This window comes from Acidobacteriota bacterium (genome assembly GCA_009861545.1).
GTDB lineage: Bacteria > Acidobacteriota > Vicinamibacteria > Vicinamibacterales > UBA8438 > WTFV01.
The window spans coordinates 55,232-79,769 of record VXME01000071.1 but is presented as its reverse complement, the minus strand read 5'-3'; the positions used below and the strand labels follow the sequence as shown (position 1 = coordinate 79,769).

19 protein-coding genes are annotated in these 24,538 nt (G+C 70.5%); 9 read left to right on the top strand and 10 right to left on the bottom strand.

Annotated features, from left to right (window positions below):
- Nucleotides 1-81: 81 nt before the first annotated feature.
- A complete protein-coding gene (locus tag F4X11_11985; GenBank protein ID MYN65732.1) occupies nucleotides 82-978 on the top strand; it encodes an alpha/beta hydrolase in 897 nt (298 codons plus the stop codon).
- A 91-nt stretch (nucleotides 979-1,069) separates the two neighbouring features.
- Here F4X11_11985 and F4X11_11980 read toward each other — a convergent pair whose 3' ends face one another.
- Genes F4X11_11980 through F4X11_11955 form a run of 6 tightly spaced genes read right to left on the bottom strand, consistent with a single transcriptional unit; the run spans nucleotide 1,070 to nucleotide 8,869 of the window.
- A complete protein-coding gene (locus F4X11_11980; GenBank protein MYN65731.1) occupies nucleotides 1,070-2,317 on the bottom strand; it encodes a hypothetical protein in 1,248 nt (415 codons plus the stop codon).
- Entirely contained in the window at nucleotides 2,314-2,892 is a 579-nt protein-coding gene (locus F4X11_11975; GenBank protein MYN65730.1) for a cytochrome c, read from the bottom strand. The genes F4X11_11980 and F4X11_11975 overlap by 4 nt, the downstream gene beginning before the upstream one ends.
- Nucleotides 2,885-3,391 carry a DUF3341 domain-containing protein gene (locus F4X11_11970; protein ID MYN65729.1) on the bottom strand — a complete coding sequence of 169 codons (507 nt, stop codon included), beginning with the start codon at nucleotides 3,389-3,391 and terminating at the stop codon, nucleotides 2,885-2,887. Before F4X11_11970 ends, F4X11_11975 begins: the two co-directional genes overlap by 8 nt.
- 6 nt (nucleotides 3,392-3,397) lie before the next feature.
- A complete protein-coding gene (locus F4X11_11965; protein MYN65728.1) occupies nucleotides 3,398-5,044 on the bottom strand; it encodes a hydrogenase in 1,647 nt (548 codons plus the stop codon).
- A 56-nt stretch (nucleotides 5,045-5,100) separates the two neighbouring features.
- Nucleotides 5,101-8,268, bottom strand: a complete 3,168-nt coding sequence (locus F4X11_11960) for a molybdopterin-dependent oxidoreductase (protein ID MYN65727.1) — start codon at nucleotides 8,266-8,268, stop codon at nucleotides 5,101-5,103.
- A 25-nt stretch (nucleotides 8,269-8,293) separates the two neighbouring features.
- Nucleotides 8,294-8,869, bottom strand: coding sequence for a cytochrome c3 family protein (locus F4X11_11955; GenBank protein MYN65726.1), 576 nt, complete (start codon nucleotides 8,867-8,869; stop codon nucleotides 8,294-8,296).
- Between the two features lie 172 nt (nucleotides 8,870-9,041).
- Here F4X11_11955 and F4X11_11950 point away from each other — a divergent pair, with 172 nt between their 5' ends.
- From F4X11_11950 to F4X11_11915, 8 genes are read left to right on the top strand one after another with little or no spacing between them, the layout of a single operon-like run.
- The gene (locus F4X11_11950) at nucleotides 9,042-9,875 is read left to right on the top strand and encodes a hypothetical protein (GenBank protein MYN65725.1); all 834 of its coding nucleotides are present in this window, start codon (nucleotides 9,042-9,044) and stop codon (nucleotides 9,873-9,875) included.
- On the top strand, nucleotides 9,875-10,765 hold the full coding sequence (locus F4X11_11945; protein ID MYN65724.1) for a hypothetical protein: 891 nt from the start codon (nucleotides 9,875-9,877) through the stop codon (nucleotides 10,763-10,765). Before F4X11_11950 ends, F4X11_11945 begins: the two co-directional genes overlap by 1 nt.
- Nucleotides 10,766-10,804: 39 nt before the next feature.
- A complete protein-coding gene (locus F4X11_11940) occupies nucleotides 10,805-12,178 on the top strand; it encodes an insulinase family protein (GenBank protein ID MYN65723.1) in 1,374 nt (457 codons plus the stop codon).
- On the top strand, nucleotides 12,175-13,698 hold the full coding sequence (locus tag F4X11_11935) for an insulinase family protein (GenBank protein MYN65722.1): 1,524 nt from the start codon (nucleotides 12,175-12,177) through the stop codon (nucleotides 13,696-13,698). Before F4X11_11940 ends, F4X11_11935 begins: the two co-directional genes overlap by 4 nt.
- Before the next feature lie 13 nt (nucleotides 13,699-13,711).
- Nucleotides 13,712-14,917, top strand: coding sequence for a lipid-A-disaccharide synthase (lpxB, locus tag F4X11_11930; GenBank protein MYN65721.1), 1,206 nt, complete (start codon nucleotides 13,712-13,714; stop codon nucleotides 14,915-14,917).
- Entirely contained in the window at nucleotides 14,914-18,285 is a 3,372-nt protein-coding gene (locus F4X11_11925; protein MYN65720.1) for a TonB-dependent receptor, read from the top strand. Before lpxB ends, F4X11_11925 begins: the two co-directional genes overlap by 4 nt.
- Before the next feature lie 32 nt (nucleotides 18,286-18,317).
- Nucleotides 18,318-19,433: a tRNA epoxyqueuosine(34) reductase QueG gene (gene queG / locus F4X11_11920; GenBank protein ID MYN65719.1), complete on the top strand. Its 1,116-nt coding sequence runs from the start codon at nucleotides 18,318-18,320 to the stop codon at nucleotides 19,431-19,433.
- 35 nt (nucleotides 19,434-19,468) lie between these two features.
- On the top strand, nucleotides 19,469-20,041 hold the full coding sequence (locus F4X11_11915; protein ID MYN65718.1) for a YqgE/AlgH family protein: 573 nt from the start codon (nucleotides 19,469-19,471) through the stop codon (nucleotides 20,039-20,041).
- A 7-nt stretch (nucleotides 20,042-20,048) separates the two neighbouring features.
- Here the strand turns inward: F4X11_11915 and F4X11_11910 are convergent, their stop codons facing one another.
- The 4 genes from F4X11_11910 to dinB are packed head-to-tail and all read right to left on the bottom strand — an operon-like array spanning nucleotide 20,049 to nucleotide 24,491.
- On the bottom strand, nucleotides 20,049-21,041 hold the full coding sequence (locus F4X11_11910; GenBank protein MYN65717.1) for a hypothetical protein: 993 nt from the start codon (nucleotides 21,039-21,041) through the stop codon (nucleotides 20,049-20,051).
- A 36-nt stretch (nucleotides 21,042-21,077) separates the two neighbouring features.
- Nucleotides 21,078-22,310, bottom strand: coding sequence for an amidohydrolase family protein (locus F4X11_11905; GenBank protein MYN65716.1), 1,233 nt, complete (start codon nucleotides 22,308-22,310; stop codon nucleotides 21,078-21,080).
- A gap of 17 nt (nucleotides 22,311-22,327) precedes the next feature.
- Nucleotides 22,328-23,386, bottom strand: a complete 1,059-nt coding sequence (gene rsgA, locus F4X11_11900) for a ribosome small subunit-dependent GTPase A (GenBank protein MYN65715.1) — start codon at nucleotides 23,384-23,386, stop codon at nucleotides 22,328-22,330.
- 13 nt (nucleotides 23,387-23,399) lie between these two features.
- Complete coding sequence (dinB, locus tag F4X11_11895) at nucleotides 23,400-24,491, bottom strand: DNA polymerase IV (GenBank protein MYN65714.1); 1,092 nt, start codon at nucleotides 24,489-24,491, stop codon at nucleotides 23,400-23,402.
- Nucleotides 24,492-24,538: the final 47 nt, after the last annotated feature.

Below are 24,538 nucleotides of genomic sequence, written 5' to 3'. Positions count from 1 at the left end.
TCCGATTGCCGCCCAACCGGGCCTGACTAGAAGTCTACGCCGTTCTACGGCGCAGACTTCTAGCACGGAAGGAGAAGGAGAATGACGCAACGGATTCTCGTCGGCGCCCTGGCGGTGGTCCTGATCGGCGGTCTGGCGGACCGGGCCGGGGCCGAGGAGCGCGTGGAGCGCAACGTCGTCTTCGGCATGTACTCCGGGCTCGCTCTGCTGATGGACGTGTACTACCCGGAGAACCCCAACGGATACGGCATCGTCTTCATCTCGGGAAGCGGCTGGACGCGTGAGCTCGGCCTCGACGCCACGCCGTTGAAGGAGAGCGGGCAGGAGGAGATCTACGCCCTGCCCCTGGCCGCGGCCGGCTACACGGTGTTCGGAATCAACCACCGCGCCTCGCCCCGCTTCCGGCATCCCGCGCATCTGGAGGACGCGCAGCGCGCGGTGCGTTTCGTGCGCCACCACGCGAGCGAGTTCGGGATCGATCCCGACCGCATCGGGGCGATGGGCGGATCTTCCGGCGGCCACCTTGCCAGCCTGCTCGGCGTCCTCGACGACAAGGGGACCGCCGATGACGCGAGCCCGGTGAACCGGGAGAGCGCGAAGGTGCAGGTCGTCGTCGCCCGCGCGGCGCCGACGGATCTCACCCTCGTTGCACCGGGGAGGGTCCACCCGCTGTTCGGCTTCCGGCGCTCCGCGCGCACGGACTCGGTCGAGCACCAGCGCTTCGTCGCGGCATCGCCCGTCACCCATGTGACGCCCGGCGATCCACCGATGCTGCTCGTCCACGGCGATGCGGACGACGTCGTGTCGTACGAGAACGCCGAGGTCATGCAGGCGGTCCTGGAGAAAGCCGGCGTTCCGGTCGAGCTGCTGCGCGTCCCCGGCGCCGGGCACGGGCCGACCTTCCCGGGCGCGGTGAACCCGCCGGACTACATCGGCGCCATGATCGCGTGGTTCGACCGCTACCTGCTGGTGCGATAGCGGAACCAGGACGATCAGTCGAATGCGTAATCGTCGGACCGGACGGAGACCGACTCGCGTCTGACCTACGTGGACGTCCACACCCCCACGATCAGTGCTCGGTCGCGGCCGGGGCGAGCCGCGGATCGGAAACCGGCAGGGTGGGGAAGATGTCGAGGAAGGTCGTGTAGGCGACCACGAACAGGCTGAGCACGCCCGCCGTGACCAGTAGCTCCAGCAGGCCGAGCGGCACGCCCGCGCCGTGCCATAGCGACGGTGCGACCAGGATGAAACGTTCGAGCCACATGCCGGTGAAGGCGACAGCCGCCACCAGCGTCAGCCCGGGCGCCCAGGTCTTGACGGCGCGGCTCAGCAGCACGACGAACGGAACGGCGAACGCCATCGCGAACACGGCCAGCGCCACCGGCTCCCAGGCCCCGTGCATCCGGTGGTAGATGAACTCGGTCTCCTCGGCGAGGTCGCCGTACCAGATCACCAGGTACTGCGACCAGAACAGGTACGCCCAGAGGATGCAGAACCCGAAGAGCAGCTTGCCGAGGTCGTGCATGTGGTGGCGCCCGACGTAGCCCGCGATGCCGAGCCGCCGGCGTCCTGCCGCGGTGACGCCGGCGAGGAACGCCAGGCCGATCAGCAGGTTCCCGATGAAGTAGTAGCCGCCCAGCAGCGTCGAGAACCAGTGCGGGTCGAGCGCCATGACGAAGTCGAAGGCGATCAGCGTGAACACCCAGCCGTAGGCGACGAGCACGGCCACGGCCCAGCGGCTCTGCCGGCGCTGCCCGGTCGCCCGCTCGGCGTCGATGCCCTGCCAGCCGGCGATGATTCGCGCCGCGAGGCCGGTGGCGGGCCGTTCCCCGGACTCGTGCAGCATGCCGATGTCCGGCCGGACCGAGCGGTAGACGTAGCGCAGGCTGAAGCCGCTCAACAGCAGGAACGCCAGCAGCTCCCGGGTCACGAAGAAGGGGATGTTCAGCCAGGGAGCCTTGGCCTCGACCGGCTCGTGCACCCACGGCGCCCAGGCGGCGGTGCCCGCCAGCAGGACCAGCAGCAGCACGAAGGCCGCCGGCAGGAATGCGACCGTCGCCTCGGCGACGCGCTTGAGCGGGCGGCCCCAGCGGGCGGAGGTCACCTGCAGGATGCACGAGAGGACGACGCCGGCCTGCGCCAGCCCGCCGAAGAACAGGAAGTTGACCAGCAGCGCCTGCCACGCCCGGATGCCGTCGAGCACGAGGCCGGCCAGGAAGGCGATGCCTCCGAGGGCCGCCATGCCGAGCAGGAAACGCCGCACGCCGGGCGGCAGCAGCGGGTCCGCCGCCGGAGACGCGAGTGAGACGCCGTTCACCGTGACGCCGCCTGCGGTTGCGGCTCCGGGGAGCCCAGCGTGCCCAGGTAGTGGACGAGCGCCCAGCGCTCGTCGACGCTCAACGCGTCGCCGAAGCGCGGCATGTTGCGGCCCCCCTCGCGGATGATGCTGTAGACGAACCCGTCCGGGTAGTTCAGGACGTGGCGCGCGGTCAGCGGCGGCATGCGCCGGTAGTGGCGGGCCAGAGCGCCGTCTCCGTCGCCGTCGTCGCCGTGGCAGAGCGCGCAGTACGCGTCGTACAGCGCCTCGCCCTCGGCGATCACGGCCGGGGTCTCGTCCAGCGGGTTGGTCAGTGCAGTACGCGCCTCGCGCCGGTTCATGATGCGGGGCGCGTCGACCGCCATCGAACGCTCCGGTAGCGCCCGCGCCTCGGTCTGCGGCAGGACTGCAGGCCCGGTCCACATGTCGCGGATCCAGGTGCGCGCCTCCGGATCGCGCGGTGCGTCCGCGGGGGCGCAGGCTGCCGCGCCGAACGAGGCGAGCAGCGCCGCTGCCCCGAGGAGCTTCAGGAACCCGTGACCGATTCCCGCTCGCCGGCCTGAAGTGTCAATCATCCGTTCGCACCTCGATCGCGCCGGCGTCCGCCAGCAGCGAACGCGCCGCCGCCGCCTGCTCGTTGTCACAGGTGATCTCCACGCCGAAGCAGTTGTTGCTGAATCGCGGGTCGCCGATGTGCTTGCGCTTGAGCCGCGGCAGCCCGGCCAGCAGGAGAAAGCCGAGCATGCCGAAGATGGCGCCGAACAGGATCGTCAGCTCGAACGCGATCACCACGAACGCCGGAATCGAGAACAGCGGCTTGCCCCCGGTGATGAGCGGCCAGGCCGACACCGTGTAGATCGGCAGCGAGAACCCGGCGGTGCAGCCGAGCAGCGCGCCGACCAGCGTGAACAGACGCACGGGGCTCACGCGCGCCCTCATGAGCTGCTCCAGGGTATGGTCCGGGGCCGGCGAGAAGGCGTCGACCCGGGCGAGCCCGGCGTCCTGCGCCGTCGCCACCGCCACCGAGGCCTTTGCCGGCTCGTCGTACACCCCCAGGATCCGCATCGTGCTCACGCCTCCTCAACGTTCGCGCCGCGATTCCATGAACTCGATGCCCTCGGCCAGCACGTTGCGCCAGGCGCGGTCGACGTCGCGGTCGAAGTGCCCGTCGAACTCCCGGACGGTCTCCATCAGCGACTCCAGCCACAGGTCGTACAGGTCGAGTCCGATATCGAGATCGTGCTTGCCGTGCCGCCGCGCGACCCGGTCCAGTTCCTCGAGCTCGTCGGCCGGCGCACCCGATGCGCTGGTCATCAGCGACAGGGAATCGGCCAGCATCTTCTTCTGGTGCGCGAAGTCCGTGTTCCCGAACGCCTCCCGGACCCGCGGGCTCGAGGCCAGGAACAGCTCGTAGAAGCGGTCCAGGAACCCGTGCTTCGAGAGGCACCGCGCCAGGCTGTCGTCGAAGACCTCGGCGTGCGCCGAGCCTTCCTTCATCTCCGTAATCGACACGGCCGGGAAGTTCTTGATGAAGATGAGGAACAGCAGGAAGAAGAGCGAGAAGCTGCCGACGGTGATAGCGCCTTCCACCCAGGTCGGCTCGTAGAGCCCGGTCCAGTTGGCCGGGTCGAAGTCGTGCGACAGCGACGTGACGATGATGACGAAGCGCTCCAGCCACATCCCGATGTTGACGAAGATCGAGATGACGAACAGGGCGGCCAGGCTCGTCCGCACGCGCTTGAAGAAGAGCAGCAGCGGAATGACGACGTTGCAGGTGAGCATGGCCCAGGAGAAGAGGCGGTACTCGCCGAACATCCGGTTGTAGAACGTCCCCTGCTCGAACGGGTTGCCGCTGTACCAGGCGACGAAGAACTCGGTCAGGTAGGCGTAGCCGACGATGAGCGAGGTGACGATGATCAGCTTGGCCAGGTTCTCGAAGTGCCGGATGGTGATGTACTCCTCGATCCCCAGCAGCTTGCGCAGCGGGATGAGCAGCGTGATCACCATCGCCAGGCCCGAGAAGATGGCGCCGGCGACGAAATAGGGCGCGAAGATCGTGCTGTGCCACCCCGGCAGGATGGACATCGCGAAGTCCCACGAGACGACGCTGTGGACCGAGACGACGAGCGGGGTGGCCAGGGCCGCGAAGAAGCCGTACAGCGCGCCGTAGTGGATCCACTGCCGGGTCGAGCCGCGCCAGCCGATGGCGAGCGCGCGGTAGATCGGCTTGCGCCAGTCGGTGCAGCGGTCGCGGGCGGCGGCCACGTCCGGGATGAGTCCCAGGAACAGGAACATCGCGCTCACCGTCAGGTAGGTGGTGATCGCGAAGACGTCCCAGACCAGCGGCGACTGGAAGTTCACCCAGAGCTGGCGCTCGTTCGGGTACGGGATCAGCCAGTAGAAGAACCAGGGGCGGCCTATGTGGATGATCGGGAAGAGCCCCGCCGTCATCACCGCGAAGACGGTCATCGCCTCCGACGCCCGCGCCACCGAGGTGCGCCACTTGGCCCGGAACAGGAACAGGACCGCCGAGATGAGCGTGCCCGAGTGGGCGATGCCGACCCAGAAGACGAAGTTCGTGATGTAGATGCCCCAGAGCATCGGGTGCTCGTAGCCCGCCACGCCGAGGCCGAGCCGCCACTGCACCGAGAACGCGTAGGCGCCGAGGGCGAGCCCGCCGAGGATCAGGACCAGCGAGGCGAAGTACGCCCGCCCCGGCGGCTGCATCGTCCGCAGGATGTCGGCGTCGATCCGCCCGTAGTTGATCGCGTGGTCCGCCACGCTCACGTAGTCACCTTCTTCAGGTACGTCACGGCGGGCCGCGTGTTGAGGACGCCGAGCGCGTGGTAGCCGCGGTCGGCGGCGGAGAGCTGCGAGACGCGGCTGTCGGGGTCGTTCCGGTCGCCGAAGACGATCGCCTGCGCGGGACAGGTCTGGGCGCAGGCCGGGGTGACGTCGCCGTCCCGCACCGGACGATCCTCGTCGCGCGCCCGGTCCTTGCCCTCCTGAATCCGCTGCACGCAGAAGGAGCACTTCTCCATGACGCCGGCGCTGCGGACCGTCACGTCGGGATTGAGCTGCAGGTTCAAGGGCTCCGGGAACTCGGGATCCCACCAGTTGAAGCGCCGCACCTTGTACGGGCAGTTGTTCGAGCAGTAGCGGGTGCCGACGCAGCGGTTGTAGATCTGCGCGTTCAGGCCTTCCTCGCTGTGGTACGTCGCGTAGACGGGGCACACGGACTCGCACGGCGCGTGGTCGCAGTGCTGGCAGAGCATCGGCAGGAAACGCGAGTCCACTTCCGCGCCGCCGTCCGTCGCGGGCCGCGGCTCCACGAAGCGTTCGATCCGCAGCCACGACATGGTGCGGCCGCGCACCATCTTGTCGGCGCCGAGGACCGGCACGTTGTTCTCGGCGTAGCAGGCGGCGACGCACGCGTTGCAGCCGTTGCAGGCGTTCAGGTCGATGGCCATCCCCCAGTTGTGCGTCGGATGCCCGTGCTCGGGATAGAGACTGAAGTGCTCCTCCTCGGGGTGCACCTCGCCGGCTTCGAGCGCCGCGCGAGATACCGCCTGGGCGAGCTCGCGCCCCTGCTGATCGAACGTGCGCTGCAGGCGTGCGAGGGGACGGTGCAGCTCGCGCGATGTCGCGTCGACGCGCGTGCCGGCCCAGCGTGGTCCGCCGGACAGCGCCTCCGGCGCAGGATCGAGAAGCACCATCGGGTTCACGCCGCGGCCGGTGGCGTAGCGGCCGAAGTCGGTGTGGCCCTGCCCGATCGGGATCGCCACGACCCCCGGGTGCATGTGCGGGTTGAGGACGACCGTCGCGTCGACCGAACCGTGGTCCGACTCCAGGGTAACGAGCTGGCCGTCCTCCGCCCCGACGGCGGCCGCGGTCTCCGGCGTCATCTCCGCCCCGCAGCCCCACGCGGTCTTCAGCAGCGGATCGGGGATCTCCTGCAGCCACGGCCGGTTGGCGCCCCGCCCGTCGAGGAAGTGCAGCGACGGGTAGGCGACCAGTGTCAGCGCGCGCCGCTCGTCGCCGGGAGCAGCGAGCCCCGCGAGGTCGATCTCGCCGAGCCCGGCCCCGAGCGTCACCGGCTGGGGCTCGACCCGCGACCACCGTCCGCCCTGCCGGACGACGTCCGCCCAGAATCCCTCGAACTCGGCCTCGGCCGCCTGCCGGGCTGCGGCCGCCGCGCGCCGGGCTGCAGCCGCCGCGCGCCGGGCTGCGGCGGGATCCTGCGGCTGCGTGTCGTCCGTCGGCTCCGGCTCGTTCGCCTGCTCTTCCGGCGGGTCGAGCGCGGCCTTGATGGCGCGCCACTCGTCGCGCAGCACGTCGTAGAACTCTCCCTCGGGGAGGGGCGGTGCATCGTCCGGCGTTCCGGCGCCTGCCTCCGCCGCGCCGGCGAGCGCCGCACGTCCCGTCCCGAGCAGGATGTCGCCGAGGTGCCGCGTGTCGAACACCGGCCGCATCGCCGGTTGCATCAGGCCGTACTGACCCGCGGCCGGACGGTGGTCGCCCCAGGATTCCAGCGGCGTATGGGCCGGCAGGATCAGGTCGGCCCGTGCCGTCGTCTCGTCCGGCCAGCTCGACGTCGCGGCGACGAAAGGCACGGCGTCCAGCGCCCCGGCGAAGTCGGCGGCGGCGGGCAGCGTGTGCACGGGATTGACCTGGTGCAGAATGAGCACCTCGATCGACCCGTCGCGCATGGCGCCGGCCAGGTCGAGCAGGTCGGCGCAGGTCGAGGCGTTGTCCCACAGGCCGTCCTGCGCGAACCGTACGGTTTCGCCGACGTTGCCCGCGACGTGGTTCAGCAGGCCGACGGCCACCTGGGTCGCGGCGGCGTCCGGACCCGAGACGGCGACGCCGCCGCCCGCGGCCAGCGTGCGGCCGGGTCCCGCTCCCGGATCCGAGAACGCCCGTGCGAGCTGGACGATGCGGCCCGCGGGCACCCCGCTGCGCGCGGCGGCCGCCTCCGGCGTCGAGTCGGCGACCAGGGCGCGGATACGGGCGAGGTCCTCGCCGGTGATGCCGGCCGCCTGCACCCTGCCTTCTTCCACGATGGTCCGCACCATCGCCGCGGCCACGGCTCCTTCGGCGCCCGGCTCGATGCGGATCCATTCGTCGGCGCTCGACGCGGTCAGCGAGAGCCGCGGTTCGAAGTGGACGGTGCGCACCGTCCTTCCGTTTTCCGGACGCCGGGCGTCGGCGAACGCCCGGGACTGGCTCACGGTGGACAGCCAGGTCTCCAGGAAGTCCGCGCCGAACGAGATGATCAGATCGGCGCGGCCGAAGTCGTGAGAGGGCACCGCGGGGTGGTCGAACAGGATGCGGTTGGCGGCCCGCAACGGCTCGTAGGCGAACGCCTCGTACCGCAGGCGGCGCGCTCCGCCGACGGCCGCGGCCCAGCGGTCGACCAGGGCGTCCAGGGTACCGGACAGGAGTGGCGTGACCACCGCGATGCGGTCCGCGTTGCCCGCCTCGACCACGGCGCGGATGCGCTCGGCCAGCTCGGTTTCGGCTTCCTCCCAGCCCAGCGGCTCGAAGACCGACTGTCCGGCGGCGGCGTTGGTCGTTCGCCGCCGCTGCGGGCCGCGGAAGCGGTCCGGGTTGTACAACCCCTGCAGAGCCGCCTGCCCGCGCGTGCAGAGGGCTCCCTGGTTGCCCGGGTGCGCCGGGTTGCCCTCGATCTTGATTGCTCGTCCCTCGCGCGTGCGGACCCGGGTGCCGCAGCCGTTCGGGCACTCGCCGCAGACGCTCGCGTACCACGTCGCCACGCCCGGCACGACGTCGTCCGGCGGCACGACGTAGGGAATGATGGTCTCGGTTGGCACCGGGGAGCACGCGGCGACCGCCGCGGCCGGTCCCGCACCGCCGAGCACCTTGAGGAAGGTGCGGCGGCCCACGGTCTCCGTCAATGGGCTGAGGTCCGGGGACGTCTCACTCACCATGTGATCCAGTCTGCGAGCCTGACGGCTAGTAGTGGCACACCAGGCAGTCGCGGGAGGCCTCGCGCGCCGTGTGGCAGTCGACGCACCAACCCATCGACAGCGATTCCACCTGGGAGGCGATGTCCATGCGCGCGACGTCGCCGTGGCATTCGGCGCAGTCGATGCCGGTGCGGACGTGCGCCTTGTGGCTGAAGCGGACGTAGTCGGGCAGATCGTGGACCCGGATCCACGGGATGGGGGTCCCCTGCTCCCAATAGTCGAGCACCTTCACGATCTCCGGCCGTTCGGTCAGGATGCTGCGGTGACAGCCGACGCACCGTTCGACCGAGGGGATCCCGGCCACCGGCCCGCGCCGCGCGTAGGCATGACAGAACTGGCAGTCGACGCCCGCCTGCTCGACGTGCCGGGCGTGGCTGAAAGCGATCGGTTGCTCTCCCGGCGGCACGGCGTCGAGCTGTCCGACTGCCGCTGTGCCTTCCCGGCCTTCTTCCTCCTGGGCCGCGGCGCCGTTCCAGACCACCGCCATCGCCACCGCCAGGGTGACGCCCAGCAGCGTCAGAGCCGCATGAATCCACCGTCGCGCCGTGCGACCTCGAGTCATCGTTGTCCGGGAGAGGACGTGCCTGGGCCAGCGTCGTCTGCGACGGCGCCACTCTCCGCCGCGCAGACTCCTAGCAGAAACTCGCCCGCGTATTCTAGTCCGCTCCGCGGCTTGTGCCAAACTGCGCGCGGTGCGGCCGTGCGGACGCTGCACGATCGCCCGCGTCGATGGTATGGTTGATCCGTTGACCGTGATCGAAGACGACGCGGCTCCGCGCCGGGCTTACACGCTCGGCCCGCAGCCCGCGCCCGCCTCCGGCGCGCCCGCCGCCAACCCCGCTGATGGTATCGTTTCGACCTTGAGACCCGCCGACGTCTATCTTGTCCCGCTCGGATCCGCCGGGTACGAGCTGTTCTGCGAATCGGCCGAGGGCGAGGATGTCGATCCGCTGGAGGAGGGTTCCGGCGGGGATCGGCTCTCCGCGCGGTTCCGCCGGATGATGGCGGAGGCGCAGGAACAGCGGCGGGCACGGCGGCTGGCGGAGGTGCCGGCGGATCCGTCCGCGAAGCAGCCGTGGCCGATACGGATTCGCAACACGGTCGTCGGCTGGGTGGCGGAGGCGGTCGCCGAGTGGCGCCTGCTGTGGCATCTGCGCAAGCAGACGGCCCTCGAGCTCGTGCATCCGGCCGACCTGGACGGCGACAAGGCCCTCGAGGTCGCGCGCCGCCGGTTGGGCCGCGACGCCGAGCATCACCTGCGGCGGCTGTTCACCTCGTCGGTCCTGGCCCTGCTCCTCGGCCTGCTGTTCTTCGTGCCCGGGCCGAACGTGATCGGCTACTACTTCGGGTTCCTGGCCGTCGGGCATCTGCTGGCCTGGCGCGGCGCCCGCCACGGCCTCGCGCACGTGCAATGGCGCACGCGGGCGAGCGAGCCGCTCGGGGAGTTGCGCGGCATTCTCGACCTGCACCCGGACGAGCGGGCGGGGCACGTGCGCGACGTCGCCGCCAAGCTCGGCCTGGACTACCTGGCGCCGTTCGTCGAGCGGATGGCGGTTCGACGGCGTTGATGACGAGCAGCCGGGCCCGGCCGGGCGTGGTCGCCGTTTCCGCGGTCCGCCGCTCGGGGCTGCAACGCCGCAGTTCGGCGCGCCGTCCCGTCGTCGCCCTGCTCTTCCTGTTTCCGATCCTGTTCTTGCCGGGGCAGCCCGTGACCGCGCAGGTCATCGGCGGGCCGCGGCCCGCGCAGACCGCCGATCGCGAGCTCGGCTTTCTGACCCGCTACCACGTCCGCACGCAGGCTGCCGGCCTGGCCGGCATCGGCGAGGAGCAGTTCGGTTGGGATACCGACCTCGGGGTCGACATGGACGTGTTCGACCTGCTCTTCGCGCGCGGCAACGTGTTCTTCAACCTGGAGACGGGCGTCGGTGGAGAGCGTCGCGCGATCGATCCGACCCAGACGAACTACACCATGGACCTGTCCGTGTTCACCCGCCTGCCGCGCGGCGAGTTCGGCGTCACGTTGCATCACATCTCGCGCCATCGCGCCGACCGGGAGCATCCCGGCTCGCCGTCCTGGAACATGCTCGGCCTGTCCTACGGGGACCGCCTGCGCCTCGGTGCCTTCGACGTCGCGCTGATGGGACGGTGGCTCGGCACCATCACCAGCTCGGAGGTCGACTACGAGCAGGAGGCCAACGCCCACCTGCGCGTGCTCCGTCCGCTGACCGGGCGCGTCTCGCTCATCGCCGAGCTCGACGGGTCGGCGGTGCTGACCGACGAGAGCATGTTCGGGCGCGAGCACCTGTACGGCGGCTCCGCGCACCTCGGCCTCCGGTTCCGGGGGAGCGCCGGCGCGGGCGAGATCCTGATCGGCCGCGAACGGCGCGTCGACCCCGACATCTTCGTGCGGCGTCCGATTCGCTGGACCCGCTGGGAGTTCCGCTTCGTCGTGGACTGATCAGGCTGCGCGCCGGCGGCGCTGTGACATAATCGCGGCATGCGATCCACCCATCGTGCACGTCGGTGTGTGGCCCTCGTCGCGTTGGTCCTCGGCGCCGCTGCCGCCGTCGCCGCGCCCGTCGACGCCGCGGTGCGGCCGACCAAGTTCGACTACCACATCACCACGCTGGACAACGGCCTGACGGTGATTCTGTCCGAGGATCACTCCACGCCGATCGTGAACCTCCAGATGTGGTACCACGTCGGGTCGAAGGACGAGCCGGCGGGCCGCACCGGTTTCGCGCACCTGTTCGAGCACCTGATGTTCAAGGGGTCGCAGAACGTGCGCTCCGACGAGCATCTGTCGATGATCTCGAGCGTCGGCGGGACCGGCAACGCCTACACGACCGAGGACGTCACGGTCTTCTTCGAGACGGTGCCGGCGCAGTACCTGCCGCTCGTGCTCTGGCTCGAGGCGGATCGGATGGCCACGCTCCGCGTCAGCCAGCGGACGCTCGATTCGGAGCGCGAGGTGGTCAAGGAGGAGCGGCGCTGGCGGTACGAGAACCAGCCCTTCGGCCTGCTGTCCGAGATCCTCTACGACGAGGCGTTCACCACCCATCCCTACAAACACCAGACGATCGGCTCGATGGAGGACATCGAGGCGGCGTCCATCGAGGACGTGCAGGAGTTCTTCGACACCTACTACGTCCCGGAGAACGCCACCCTGACCCTCGTCGGCGACTTCGAGACCGACTACGCGCTGCAGTTGGTCGAGCATTACTTCGGCCGCGTGCCGAAGGCGACGAAGCCCGTGCCGCGCAACCTGCCGCGCGAGCCTCCCGTGACCCGGAGCCGCCGGGTAACGGTGGAGGCCGACAACTGGCCGCTCCCGGCGGTGGTCGTCGCGCACCCCATCACCTACGACGGGCACCCGGACGCCTATCCGCTGCACATCCTGTCGAAGATCCTGTCGGACGGGCAGAGCGCCCGGATTCACCGCAGTCTGGTCTACGAGCAGCAGGTCGCGGTCTCGGCCTTCGGCCAGGGCGTCATCATCGAGGACCCGAACCTGTTCTACGCGGTGGCCCTGGTGCAGCCGGGGCGCACGCCGGAAGCGGTCGCCGCGGCCCTGATCGCCGAGCTCGACCGCGCCAAGATCGAGCCGCCGGGCGACGGCGAGCTGCAGCGCGCCAAGAACCAGTTCGCGCGCGACTACGTGATCGGCCGGATCACGGTCGAGCAGAAGGGGATGCACCTCGCCCACGCGCAGGTCATCCACGACGACGTGACGACGGCCGACGCCGAGTTCGACATCTTCATGAACGTGTCGCGCGAAGATGTGCAGCGGGTCGCCCGCACCTACCTGCGCGACGACAACCGGCTGGTGCTGACCATCCTGCCGCGCGGCTCGCGGCGGACCGGGCAATGACGGTGACGGGGAGGCATGTCATGAGGAGGGCGCTTGCAGCGCGGGTCGGCGCGCTGGTGCTGGCGGCGGTCGTGGGCGGCCCGTGGCTCGCGTCTCCGGTGTCCGCGCAGCGAATCGACTGGCCGACCGAGCAGCCGCCGCCGCCGCTCCTGCGGCGCCACGTCGATTTTCCGGACTACGAGATCCGGTCCCTGGACAACGGCCTGCAGGTCGTCTACGTCGGTCATCACGAGCAGCCCGCGGTGAACGTGCGGATGATCCTGCGGGCCGGCGCCGCCGCCGATCCGCCCGGTCAGCCCGGCGTCGCGTCACTCGTCGGGCAACTCCTCGACCAGGGGACGACGACGCGCACGGCCCAGGAGATAGCCGGTTCCATCGACAGCATCGGCGGCGCCCTGAGCGCGGGCACGGCCCGCGACCTCGGGTTCGTCGACGTCCTCGTGATGAAGGACAGCTTCGACTTCGCCCTCGATCTGCTTGCCGACGTGGCGCGGCGCCCGGCGTTCGCGCCGGACGAGATCGAGCGGCAGCGCAACCAGGTCCTGTCGGGCCTGCAGGTCAGCTACGACGATCCCGCATACATCGCCAATGTCGTCTTCAACCGGTTGGTCTACGGCTTCCATCCCTACGGCATGCCCCAGGGCGGTACGCCGCGGTCCGTCCGCACCATAACCCGCAGCAACCTGGTGGCATTCCACCGCACGCACTATCTGCCCAACAATGCCGTACTGGCCGTTGTGGGGGACGTAACCGCGGAGGAGGCGTTCACCGGGGTCGAGCGCGCCCTCGGCGACTGGCGGCGAGGCCCCCTCCCGCCGGCGGTGACCGCCGACAACGTCCCGTCGCCGACGCGGCGCCTCGTCGTGGTCAACAGGCCCGGAGCCGTGCAGACCGTCATTCACGCCGGTCACGCCGCCCTGCCGCGGGCGCACCCCGACTACCTGGCGTTCGACGTGGCGATCAAGATCCTGGGCGGCGAGGGGGGCAACCGGCTCGGTAGCGTGCTGCGCACCGAGCGGTCGCTGACCTACGCCGCCTCCGCGGACATCGCGGGACAGCAGATCGCGGGCGACTTCATGGCCAAGACCGACACCCGGTCGTCCGCCACCGCCGAGGCGCTGCGCCTCACCGTGGACGAGATCGCCCGCCTGCGGCGCGAGCGCGTGCGCGAGCGCGAGCTGCGGAGCGCACAGGACTACCTGGCCGGCAGCTTCCCGATCGACATCGAGACGCCGAACGCCATCGCCGCCCGGGTGCTCGAGGCCATTCTCTACGGCCTCGACGTGGACGAGATCGAGAACTTCCCGGAGCGCATCAACGCCGTCACCGTGCGCGACATCGAGCGCGTGGCCGAGAACTGGCTACAGCCCGGCAATCTGTCGATGGTGCTGGTGGGCGACGCCTCGGTGTTCCTGCGCGACCTCTCCGGCGTCGGCTTCGACCGGATCGAGGTGGTGCCTCTGGCCGACCTCGACCTGACGGCGGCCGATTTTCGACGCGCCTCCCGGTTCCGCCGCTGAGGGTTCGTGACGTCTGTCCCAGGGTCCCGAACAGTTGGCCAGGGTCCTGATCTCCTGCGGTGAGCCGTCGGGCGACCTCTATGCCGGTGCGTTGAGCGCCGCCCTTCGCGATCTGGATACCGGCGCCCGTGTCTTCGGCCTCGGTGGGGACCATCTGCGTGACGGCGGGGCGGAGCTCGTGGCCCACTACCGGGGGCTGGCCGCCACCGGCCTGTCGGAGGCGCTCGCGGTGCTGCCCCGATCGTACGCCGTGTACCGGGAGCTGGTGTCGCGTGCCCGCGCCGAGCGTCCGGACGTGTTCGTCGCGGTGGACTTTCCGGAGATCAACTTCCGGGTGGCGGCCGCGGTACGGCGGCTCGGCATCCCGGTCGTGTACTACATCGGACCGCAGCTCTGGGCGTGGCGGCGGCGGCGGATCGAGACGATGCGCCGCCTCGTCGACCTTGCGCTGGTGATCTTCCCGTTCGAAGAGGCGCTCTACCGCGAGGCCGGCATTCCGGTGGAGTTCGTCGGCCACCCGTTGCTGGAGCTGTCGAGGGCGACGGAGGACAGGGCGGCCTTTCTGCGGTCGCTGGAGCTCGACCCGGCGGCGCCCACGGTGGCGTTGCTTCCGGGCAGCCGGCCGAACGAGCTGCGGGCGATTCTGCCGGATGTCGTGCGCGCTGCGGGTCTCGTGCGCAGGAGGATCCCGGCGGCGCAGTTCGTCGTGGCGCGCGCCCCGAACCTGGACGACGCGCTGTTGGCCCCGGTCGGCCCTCTGGTCGACTCGGGCGCGGCGGCTGTTTGCGAGGGGCGCACGGACGACGTCCTGGCCGCCGCCGACGTGGTGGTCACCGCGTCCGGCACCGCGACGGTCCAGACCGCCATTCACCGCCGGCCGATGGTGATCGTGTACCGGTTGTCGGCTCTGACGTACCGCATCGTCAAGACCTTCTCGCACGTGCGGCACGCGGGAATGGCCAACCTGATCGCCGGCGAACCGGTCGTGCCGGAGCTGATTCAGGACGCCTTCACCCCGGCCGCGGTGGCGGACGAGGTCGTCTCGTTTCTCACCGACTCCCCACGGGCCGAGCGGACCCGGACGGCGCTGGGGCGCGTGCGTGCGCGCCTCGGGTCGGCAGGAGCGAGCCGACGGACGGCCGAGCGCATCCTGTCGGTTGCCGGGCGCGGGCCCCGGTCCGGGTGCTTGCCCGGTGACGGCGGCGAGTCGTTACAATGATTCGCCGGCCAGGATTCCGACAGGGAGAGTTCACCTGGTGCGAAGCATACCGACGATGGTGCGGGGGAGGCGTGACTGATTTGGTGATGCGTGCAGCAGCGAAAACGGGCCGACCGATCCTGTTCGGCCTCTTGCTTGCCGCCTGTGCGGCGTCCGCCGCCGGTCAGGCGAACACCGGCGGTCTCGGCGGCGTGGTGCGCGACGAATCGGGAGCCGTCCTGCCGGGCGCGACCATCGTGGCGACACACGTCGACACCGGCTTCTCGGTCGAGCGCGTCACGGATGTGGACGGGCGCTTCTTCATGGCGTCGCTGCCGATCGGCGCCTGGGAGATCACCGCCGAGCTGCCCGGGTTCCGGCGCGTCGTGCGGACCGGCGTGTTCCTGGATATCGGCCGCGAGCTCGACCTGCCGTTCGAGCTTGCGCTCGGGGCGCTGAGCGAAGAGGTGACGGTCACGGCCGACGCACCCCTGCTGCAGACGAACAACGCCGAGATCAGCGACGTCATCGCCGGCCACGAGGTCGAGCAGATTCCGTTGAACGGACGGCAGTTCCTGCAGCTCGCACAGCTCAGCGACGCGGTCGTGATTCCGCCCGGCGGCACGCGCGGCGCGGCGCTGCAGCAGGCCGGGCCGCTGCCCAACATCGGCGGCCAGCGCGCCGGACACAATATCTACCTGCTCGACGGCGTCAAGGTGACCGACGAGCTGTTCAACAACCTGGTGATCAACCCCTCGGTCGATTCCATCCAGGAGTTCAAGATCCAGAAGTCGATGTACCCGCCGGAGTTCGGCGGCAAGGCGTCGGCGCTGATCAACGTCGCCACCAAGGCGGGCACGAACCAGTACCACGGCAGCGCGTTCACGTTCGTCCGGAACGAGCGATTCGACGCGCACAACTATTTCGCCCCGCGCGACGAGCCGGTACCGCCGCTCGACCAGGGCCAGTTCGGCGGGACCGTCGGCGGCCCCATTGTTCGGGACCGGACGTTCGCGTTTCTCAGCTACGAAGGGCAGCGCAGCACGCGCTCGCTGACGAAGACCTTCTCCGTGCCGTCGGCGGCGGTCCGCGGCGGCGACTTCACGGGACTCGACCGGATCTGCGATCCGCTGACCCGCGACCCCGCCACCGGGGCGTGCGGGTCCCCGTTCGCCGGCAACCGGATCCCCGCCGGCCGCATCGATCCGATCGCCGCCGCCTTCCTGGAGCAGGTGCCGCTGCCGAACGCGAGCGGCGAGGTGCAGAACCTGACGTCGGTCGAGCGGTCCGAGTCCGACGTCGATCAGTTCAGCGCCCGCCTGGATCACCGCGTCGGCGCGAGCGACCAGATGTTCCTGCGGTTCAGCACGTTCGACGCCCACGATCTGCAGCCGTTCGGCACCAGCGTGCAGCAGGAGGCGCTGATCCCGGGCTTCGGGCGCACGCTCTCGACCCGCACGCGCAACCTGGCCGCGAGCTACACGCGCACGATCGGGACGGCGATGCTCAACGAGACGCGCTTCGGCTGGATGAGCGTCGACGGCGGCCAGGAGAGCCTGCGCCGCGGCGTCGACTTCGCGCAGTCCACCGGGTTGCTCGGGGTCACCCGCGACCCGCGCGACGTCGGCTACCCGCAGATCGATACCGCGGGGCTCTACAGCGCGATGGGCGACCCGACCAGCTTCGTGTTCCGGCGCAACGAGCACTTCGAGCTCTACAACAACTTCCTGATCGATCGCGGCGCCCACCACCTGAAGTTCGGCGGCTACTGGTTCCACCTGCGGTTCCGGCCCGAGAACCCGGATACGGCGCGCGGCCGCTTCCGCTACACCGGCCGTTTCAGCGGGAATCCGTTCGCCGACTTCCTCCTCGGCTATCCGGTCGAGGCGCGCTCGGGCATCGGCGGCCGCGGCAGCGAGGACGCGCGAACCAACTGGCTGCACCTGTACGCGCAGGACGACTGGCGGGTCAACGACGACCTGACCCTGAACATCGGGCTGCGCTACGAAATCAACCAGCACATGCGGGACGTCGACAACCGCCTGTCGACGATCGACGTGTCGGTGCCGGGGGGGCGCTACGTCATCGCCAGCGACGCGGCCGGCAACATCTCGCCCGCCGCGAACGAGTTGCTCCCGCTGATCCCGATCCCGTGGGTGACCTCGGCCGAGGCCGGCTGGGACCGCAGCCTGTTGCGGCCCAGCAAGACGCGCTTCGCCCCGCGACTCGGATTCGCCTGGCTCGCGGACGACGACGGAAGCACCGTCGTCCGCGGCGGCTACGGCATCTTCCTCAACCAGTGGGCCTATAGCGTCCAGACGGCGTTCGCGCGCAACCTGCCGTTCTTCTTCCTCAAGCAGGTCGACGTGCCGGCGGGGCAGTTCGTGCCGGCCTGGGACACCGGGTCGATCCTGGCCGCCGAGCCGACCGGCAGCATCGGCGGGTCCATCATGGACTACGACTTCCAGGTCGAGTACACCCAGACCTGGAGCGGCGGCGTGCAGACCGAAATCCGGCCCGGCACGGCGTTCGAGATGTTCTACATGGGGTCGTACACGATCGGCGCCGACAACTCGACGGTGCACAACGTGCCGGTGCCCGGCCCCGGTTCGATCAGCGGGCGGCGGGCCGTCCCGCAGCTCGCCGGGATTCGCGCGATCCGCTTCGACGGCAAGTCCATCTACCACGCGGTGACCTTCAAGACGGTCCGCCGCCTGCGCGACGACCTCGCATTCGACGTCGCCTACACGCTCTCGCAGTCGAAGGACGACGCGTCGAGTCCGGGGGCGACCGCCTTCGAGTCGAACCTGCCGCAGGACGTGCGCAACATCTTTCCGGGAGAGAACGCGCTGTCGAGCTTCGATCACCGCCACCAGCTCGTCGGCAGCGCCACCTACGAGCTTCCGTTCCAGCGCAACGCCGGCGGCTGGCGGGAGGGGCTGCTCGGCCACTGGCGCCTCAACGGCATCGTCACCGTGCAGTCCGGCGCGCCGTTCACCGTGAACATCACCGACGACCGCGCCAACATCGGAGCCGGACCATCGCAGCGCCCGGACATGCTGCGCGACCCGAACCTGCCGCGCGGCGAGCGCACCGTCGAGCGCTGGTTCGACACCGGCGCGTTCGCTCTGCAGGCGCCCTTCTCCTACGGCAGCGCCCCCCGCAACCCCGTCTTCGCCCCCGGCTACGCCAACGTGGACATGGCCCTGGCCAAGAACTGGCCGCTGGACAACGGCAGCCGCCTGGAGTTCCGCTGGGAGGTCTTCAACGTCCTCAACCGCGCCAACTTCGACCTGCCGAACCGCTTCTTCGGGTCGCCCAACTTCGGCCGCATCTTCAGCGCGCTGAACGCGCGGGAGATGCAGTTCGGCCTGCGCTTCGTGTTCTGAGCTTCGGCCGGCGCGCCGCCAGGGAGTGGAGCATGAACGCCGACGACGTGAAGACGTTCGCGCGGCAAGCGGGATTCGACCTGTGCGGCATCGCCCCGGCGAAGGCCTTTCCGGAGCTCCGGTTCCTCGACGACTGGCTCGAGCGCGGCTACGGGGGCGAGATGCGGTACCTGGCTCGCAACGCGCGTCGGCGGTCCGACGTGCGCGAGGTGGTGCCGTCGGCGCTCTCCGTCATCTCGCTGGGCACGCTCTACGACACCGACCGCCCCTACTCGATCGAGGTGAACGATCCGGACGCCGCGCTCATCTCGCGCTACGCTTGGGGCGCGGACTACCACGACGTCGTCGGCCGGCGTACCGAGGCTCTGCTCGAGCGGATGCGCGCAGCGGCCGGCGAGCCCTTCGAGGCTCGCTGCTACGTCGATACCGGACCGGTGCAGGAACGCGTGTACGCTCAGCACGCCGGACTCGGCTGGATCGGCAAGAACACCTGCCTCATCAATCCGGAGCAGGGCTCGTGGTTCTTCCTGTCGGAGATAATCACGAGCCTGCCTCTCGACCCCGACGCGCCGCAGATGGACCAGTGCGGCACGTGCACGCTGTGTCTCGATGCGTGTCCGACCGGCGCGTTCCCGGAGCCGGGCGTGCTCGACGCCACGCGCTGCCTGTCGTACCTGACCATCGAGATCCGCGGCGCGATCCCGGAAGAGCGGCGCGCGGACATCGGCACGCGCGTCTACGGCTGCGACATCTGCCAGGAAGTCTGTCCGTACAACGCGGCGCCGGTACGGTCGGACGACCCGGCGTGGCAACCGGCCCCGGAGCTGGACCAGCCTCGGCTCTCGGCGCTCTGGAGGCAGTCCGACGAGCGCCTGGAGGCGTTGCTCGAGCGCAGCGCCATGTCGCGGGCCCGACTGAAGGGACTTCGACGCAACGTGGCCGTCGCGCTCGGCAACAGCTCCACGGCGACGGCGGCGGCGGCGCTCGCCGAGCCCATTTCCACCGGCACGCCGTCGCGTGGAGACCCCTTGGTGGCGGAGCACGTCGGCTGGGCGCGCCGGCGTCTCGCCGCGCGGTCGTCGGTCCCGGCGGCGGAGACCAGCGACGACGAGCCCCTCCGACGTCCGCTGCCACACCGCCGGTCGTGAGAGAATAGACGCCGCACTCGACCCCGGCGCTCGCGATGAACCAACCCGACAAGCCCTTTCCCTCGCTCGCCCCGTCCCTGCTGGTCTCGATGCCGCAGCTCGACGATCCGAACTTCCAGCGGAGCGTCATCCTGCTCTGCGAGCACGGTGAGGGAGGCGCGTTCGGCCTCGTGCTCAACCAACGCACGACGACCCCGGCGTCCGATGTCGTCCGGCTGACCCCGCCGGTGTCTTCCGGCAGCAACCTGGAGCTCTGGATCGGCGGTCCGGTGGAGCCCGAACGCGGCTGGATCCTGATGGGCGCCGAGCCCGGCGAGGTCGAGTCGGTCCGCGTATGCGACGGGATCTTCCTCTCCACGTCGCCGCAACTCCTGCGGCGGCTTCTGGAGTCGCCGCCGCCGCCGCGCACGCGTCTGCTCACCGGCTACGCGGGGTGGGGGGCAGGGCAGCTCGACGCGGAGCTTGCCGCGTCGTCCTGGCTGCACGCCGACGTCGACCTCGACATCGTTTTCGACACGCGCCCCGACGACATGTGGGAAGCGGCAATCCGCCGCATGGGGGCCGACCCGTCGTTTCTGCAGCAGGGCGGCACCGGCGCCGTCCACTGACAGCGCCTCAGTCCTTGAGGCAACCGTTGAACCAGTCCAGCGCCATCTCGCCGGACTCCTCGAACGCCTCGCGGTAGATGTCGTAGTGCGTGATGTCCGGGATGACGCGGTACTCGGCGCGGGCGCCGTTTTCCTTGGCGCGGGCGACGGCCAGCTCGCCGGCCCGGTGGCGGTCGAAGAGCTCCTCGTGCTCGGCGTCGATGACGAGCAGGGGGATGTCGATGCGGCCCGCGTCGTCGACCGGACGGTACTCGACGACCTTGTCGAGGTGCGCCCAGCCGTTCAGGTTGGGCGCTTTGTCGGTGCCCTGCGGGAGCGGCGCGATCTCGCCGCGGGCGCGGCGGATCGCCTGCTCGCGGGCGTACTGCTCGATGTCGATGCCCGTGTCCTTCCACGACGTGCGGGCGAGGTCGAGCGAGTCGGCGGCGGCCACCTGGCCGACCGCGCACGCGGCCCGCGGCTCGTTGGCGGCGACCCAGATGGCGTGCGCGCCGGAGTAGCTCGATCCCCAGTAGCCGAGCCGATCGACAGCGACGTTGGGCTCGCCCTCCAGGAAGTCGAACGCCCGCCGGATGTCGAGAGTCTGGTCGATGGGATCGACCACACGCCGGATCTCCCGCGCGAGGACCTGCACCTCCCCGTTGACGCCGCGCTCCGGCATGTCGCCGATGACCACGAGCTTGCCGTCGCTCTCGCCCCAGCCGCGGTAGTCGAACGCCAGCACCACGAACCCGTCCGCGGCGAAGCGCATCGCGTTGCGGGCCAGGCCCGCCTTGGTGCCGCCCCAGCCGTGGCTCATGATGATGGCGGGTAGTCGAGCGTCGCCGGCCTCGGCCGGCCGGTAGAGGTCGCCCGCCATGCGCGTGCCCTCGCTCCAGATATCGACGGCCTCGTGCAGCACGCCGTCGGGTAGTGCGGGGGGGCGTTGTGCGGCCGTCACGGACGGCATGATCAGCAGCAGCGAGATCGACGGCAGCAGAATGGATCGCAGGATGCTCATGGCAGTCTCCCGGTTGGATGTGCAAGGGTGCGGCTACTACGGTTCGTAACGGTAGACGACGCCGTCCCGCATCACGAAGCGGACCCGCCGCAGCGCGGTGACGTCTTCGAGCGGATTGCCCTCGACGGCGATCAGGTCCGCGGTGAACCCGGGCGCCGCGGTGCCGATCTCCTCCCCCAGGCCGAGCGAGCGCGCGGCGAGCGACGTCGCCGACACGATGGCGTCCATGGGGTTCTGGCCGCCCTCGTCGATGCGGACGACGAGCTCCTCGGCGTTGCGGCCGTGGGCGCCGGCCGTGGCATCGGTGCCGAACACGACCTGCACGTCCCGGTTCCGGAGGGTCTCGCGGAAGCGGCGCATGCCGATGCGGCGGGCCCGGCTCATCTGCGCGAAGCCCTCCGGCGTGTAGTTCCCGATGCCGATGAAGCGCTCGCGGTTCTCCGCGTAGTTGTCCCAGAGCAGCCCGACGTGGAAGCCGAGGAAGGTCCCGTGGCGGGCGAACAGGGCGAGGGTCTCGTCGTCGTAGCGGTTCCCGTGCTCGACCGAGTTGCACCCGGCGCGGATGACCGAGCTGACGACCTCGGAGCCGTAGGCGTGCACCGCGACCCGCAGTCCCTGCGCCCGGCCCTCGTCGCACGCCGCCTCGATCTGCTCGTCGCTCAGCGTCCGCACCCCGCCCTCCCGGATGCTGCTCGAGGCGAAGACCTTGATCACGTCGGCGCCGTCCGCCTTGAGCTGCCGGACGGTGGCGCGGATGGCGTCCACATCGCCGGTGGCGCTGGTCACCGCGCGCAACGAGGTCAATACCCGTGGACCGGGTACGTCGCCGCGGTCGATCGCATCCCGCAGGTCGGCGTCGAGCGGGTGGCCGAGGCTCTGCACGGTCGTGAAGCCGGCCTGCAGGGTGCGGTAGGCGTTGCCCACCGCGTACAGCATCGTCTGGGCGGGGGTCTCCGTGCTGCCCGCCTGGTGCAGCCGGCCGCCGGCCTCGAAGTGCGACGTCAGGTGGACGTGCGTGTCGATCAGGCCGGGCATGACCGTCAGCTCGGACAGGTCGTAGTCCACCGCTCCCCGCAGGCCGTCCACGCGCGTGATCGTCGAGCCGGTCACGAAGAGGCGCGCGTTCGACCGGGTGTCGCCCGTGCCGTCGATCAGGAGCCCGGCGCGGATCGTGAGGGGCGCCTCCTCCTGGGCGAGGCCGATCCCGGTCGCGGCGATCGCGAGCACGGCGGCGAAGAACGCCGGGCGGCGTATGCGGCGTGAAGACATGGCGGGTCCTTTCAGGATCAGGTGTACATCTTGCGCATCGCGCGGTGCATGACCCGGGTGCGTTTCTTCTCTTCGAGACGCGCCAGCTCGTCGCGCCGCCGAACCAGGTGCGCCCGTTCGTCGTGGAGACGCAGGTAGTGCGTCAGGCGGATGGCGGGCAGGCGGCCGGCGTCGACCGCCGCGCGGACCGCGCACCCCGGCTCCTGCCGGTGGAGGCAGTCCCGGAACCGGCAGTCGGCGGCGAGCGCGTCGATCTCGGCGAACGCATCCTCGAGCGCGCGGTCGTTGTCCCAGAGCTGCAGCTCGCGCATGCCCGGCGTATCGATGATGATGCCGCCGCCCGGCGCCGCGATGAGCTCGCGGTGGATGGTCGTGTGCCGGCCCCGGCTGTCGGCTGCGCGGACCGCCTGCGTCTTCTGCCGCGGCTCGCCGAGCAGGTGGTTGATGATGGTCGACTTGCCGACCCCGGACGAGCCGAGCAGGGCCACCGTCCGGCCCGGCGCGAGATAGGTACGGAGGTCGTCCAGACCCAGGCCGGATTTGCAGCAGGTCACGTGGACCGGGACGTCCGGCGCTGCCGCGCGCACCGTGGCCATGCAGGACGCCACGTTCTCTTCCAGGTCGGCCTTGTTCAGCACCACGACGGGCCGCGCGCCGCTGTCGGCCGCCGCCACCAGGTAGCGTTCGATGCGGCGCGGGCTGAAGTCGCCGTCGAGTCCCGCCACCACCAGCACGACATCGATGTTGGCGGCCACCACCTGCTTGGCGGTCGGGTCGCCGGCCGCCTTGCGGGCGAAGCTGCTCCGCCGGGGCAGGATGGCGCGAATGGTGCCGGCGCCGTCGTGGCGGTTGACGCGGATCGCCACCCAGTCGCCCACCGCCGGGAGGTCGTCCTGACCGGCCGCCCGGTGCCGGAGCCGACCGGCCGCCTGGGCCACCAGCTCGCCCCCGGAGGTCAACACGCGATAGAAGTGGTTGTGCTCGATCCCGACCCGCGCCGGGACGAGGCCGCGGTCTCCGAGCGCGTCGAACGATGCGGCGAAGCCGTCGTCCCAGCCCAGCTCTCCGAGTGTCATGCCTGTCGCTCTCTCATGCCCCGGTCGCCACGTCCCACAGCAGCGGCTCGCGTGCGTTCTCAGTAGCGGCCCGTGGCCGCAGTCCGTGCACGCCCACGCCGAGCAGCCTGACGGGCCGGCGGCCGGCGTCCGTACGGTCGAGCAGCGCCCGCGCCCGGCGCGTTATGTCGGCCGCGTCGACGGTGGCGACCGCCCGCGTGTCGCTGCGGGTGACCGTCTTGAAGTCGTTGTAGCGCACCTTGAGGGTCACGGTCCGGGCCGCGGTCTCGGCCCGCTGCAGCCAGTCGGCGGCCCCGGCCGCCATGCGGTCGATCTCCGCGCGAATCCTGTCGATCTCCCGGAGATCCTCGGCGTAGGTGTGCTCGGAGCTGCGGGACTTCCGCTCGCGGTCGCTGACCACCGGCCGCTCGTCGATGCCCTGCGCGAGCCGCTTCAACCAGTCCGCCTGGCGTCCGACGAGGCCGTGCAGGGTCTCGTCGTCGCCGGTCCGGACGTCGACCAGCTTCTCGATCCCGGCCGCCCGCAGCCGGCGCGCCGTCACCGGTCCGACGCCCCACAGGGCGTCCACCGGCAGCTTCTGCAGGAAGCTCTCCAGCCGCTCCGGAGCCACCACCGTCAGTCCGTCGGGCTTGCGCCAGGCGGAGGCTATCTTGGCCAGGAACTTGTTGGGGGCGGCGCCGGCCGAGGCGGTCAGGCCGGTCTCTTCCCGGATCCGCGCCTTGAGACGCTTCGCGACGTTGGTGGCGAGCGGCTCGCCCCACGCGTTGTCCGTCACGTCGAGGTAGGCCTCGTCGAGCGACAGCGGCTCGACGGCCGGCGTCACGGTGCGGTAGAGGTCGAACACCTGTCGCGAGACGTCGCGGTACTTGCGGAAGTCGGGCGGCACGACGATCAGCTCCGGACAGAGCCGCACCGCCTTGGCCATCGACAGCGCCGAGCGCACCCCGAACGTGCGGGCCTCGTAGCTGGCTGCGGCGACCACGCCGCGACCTTCGGGCCTGCCCCCGACCGCCACCGGCCGTCCCCGCAGCTCCGGCCGGTCACGCTGCTCGACCGACGCGTAGAAGGCGTCCATGTCGACGTGGATGATCCGGCGCGCAAGCAGGGTCACGGCGGAAGTCTACTACCATGGAGGTCATGACCACCCGTAAC

Bases quoted from the DNA above. Each gene is read 5' to 3' on its own strand.
- F4X11_11910 (MYN65717.1), bottom strand. From the start codon at position 21,041: ATGAGCATCCTGCGATCCATTCTGCTGCCGTCGATCTCGCTGCTGCTG.
- F4X11_11950 (MYN65725.1), top strand. From the start codon at position 9,042: ATGGTTGATCCGTTGACCGTGATCGAAGACGACGCGGCTCCGCGCCGG.
- queG (MYN65719.1), top strand. From the start codon at position 18,318: ATGAACGCCGACGACGTGAAGACGTTCGCGCGGCAAGCGGGATTCGAC.
- F4X11_11905 (MYN65716.1), bottom strand. From the start codon at position 22,310: ATGTCTTCACGCCGCATACGCCGCCCGGCGTTCTTCGCCGCCGTGCTC.
- F4X11_11955 (MYN65726.1), bottom strand. From the start codon at position 8,869: ATGACTCGAGGTCGCACGGCGCGACGGTGGATTCATGCGGCTCTGACG.
- F4X11_11925 (MYN65720.1), top strand. From the start codon at position 14,914: ATGATTCGCCGGCCAGGATTCCGACAGGGAGAGTTCACCTGGTGCGAA.
- F4X11_11935 (MYN65722.1), top strand. From the start codon at position 12,175: ATGACGGTGACGGGGAGGCATGTCATGAGGAGGGCGCTTGCAGCGCGG.
- F4X11_11985 (MYN65732.1), top strand. From the start codon at position 82: ATGACGCAACGGATTCTCGTCGGCGCCCTGGCGGTGGTCCTGATCGGC.
- F4X11_11945 (MYN65724.1), top strand. From the start codon at position 9,875: ATGACGAGCAGCCGGGCCCGGCCGGGCGTGGTCGCCGTTTCCGCGGTC.
- F4X11_11940 (MYN65723.1), top strand. From the start codon at position 10,805: ATGCGATCCACCCATCGTGCACGTCGGTGTGTGGCCCTCGTCGCGTTG.
- F4X11_11915 (MYN65718.1), top strand. From the start codon at position 19,469: ATGAACCAACCCGACAAGCCCTTTCCCTCGCTCGCCCCGTCCCTGCTG.
- F4X11_11965 (MYN65728.1), bottom strand. From the start codon at position 5,044: ATGCAGCCGCCGGGGCGGGCGTACTTCGCCTCGCTGGTCCTGATCCTC.
- rsgA (MYN65715.1), bottom strand. From the start codon at position 23,386: ATGACACTCGGAGAGCTGGGCTGGGACGACGGCTTCGCCGCATCGTTC.
- F4X11_11960 (MYN65727.1), bottom strand. From the start codon at position 8,268: ATGGTGAGTGAGACGTCCCCGGACCTCAGCCCATTGACGGAGACCGTG.
- F4X11_11975 (MYN65730.1), bottom strand. From the start codon at position 2,892: ATGATTGACACTTCAGGCCGGCGAGCGGGAATCGGTCACGGGTTCCTG.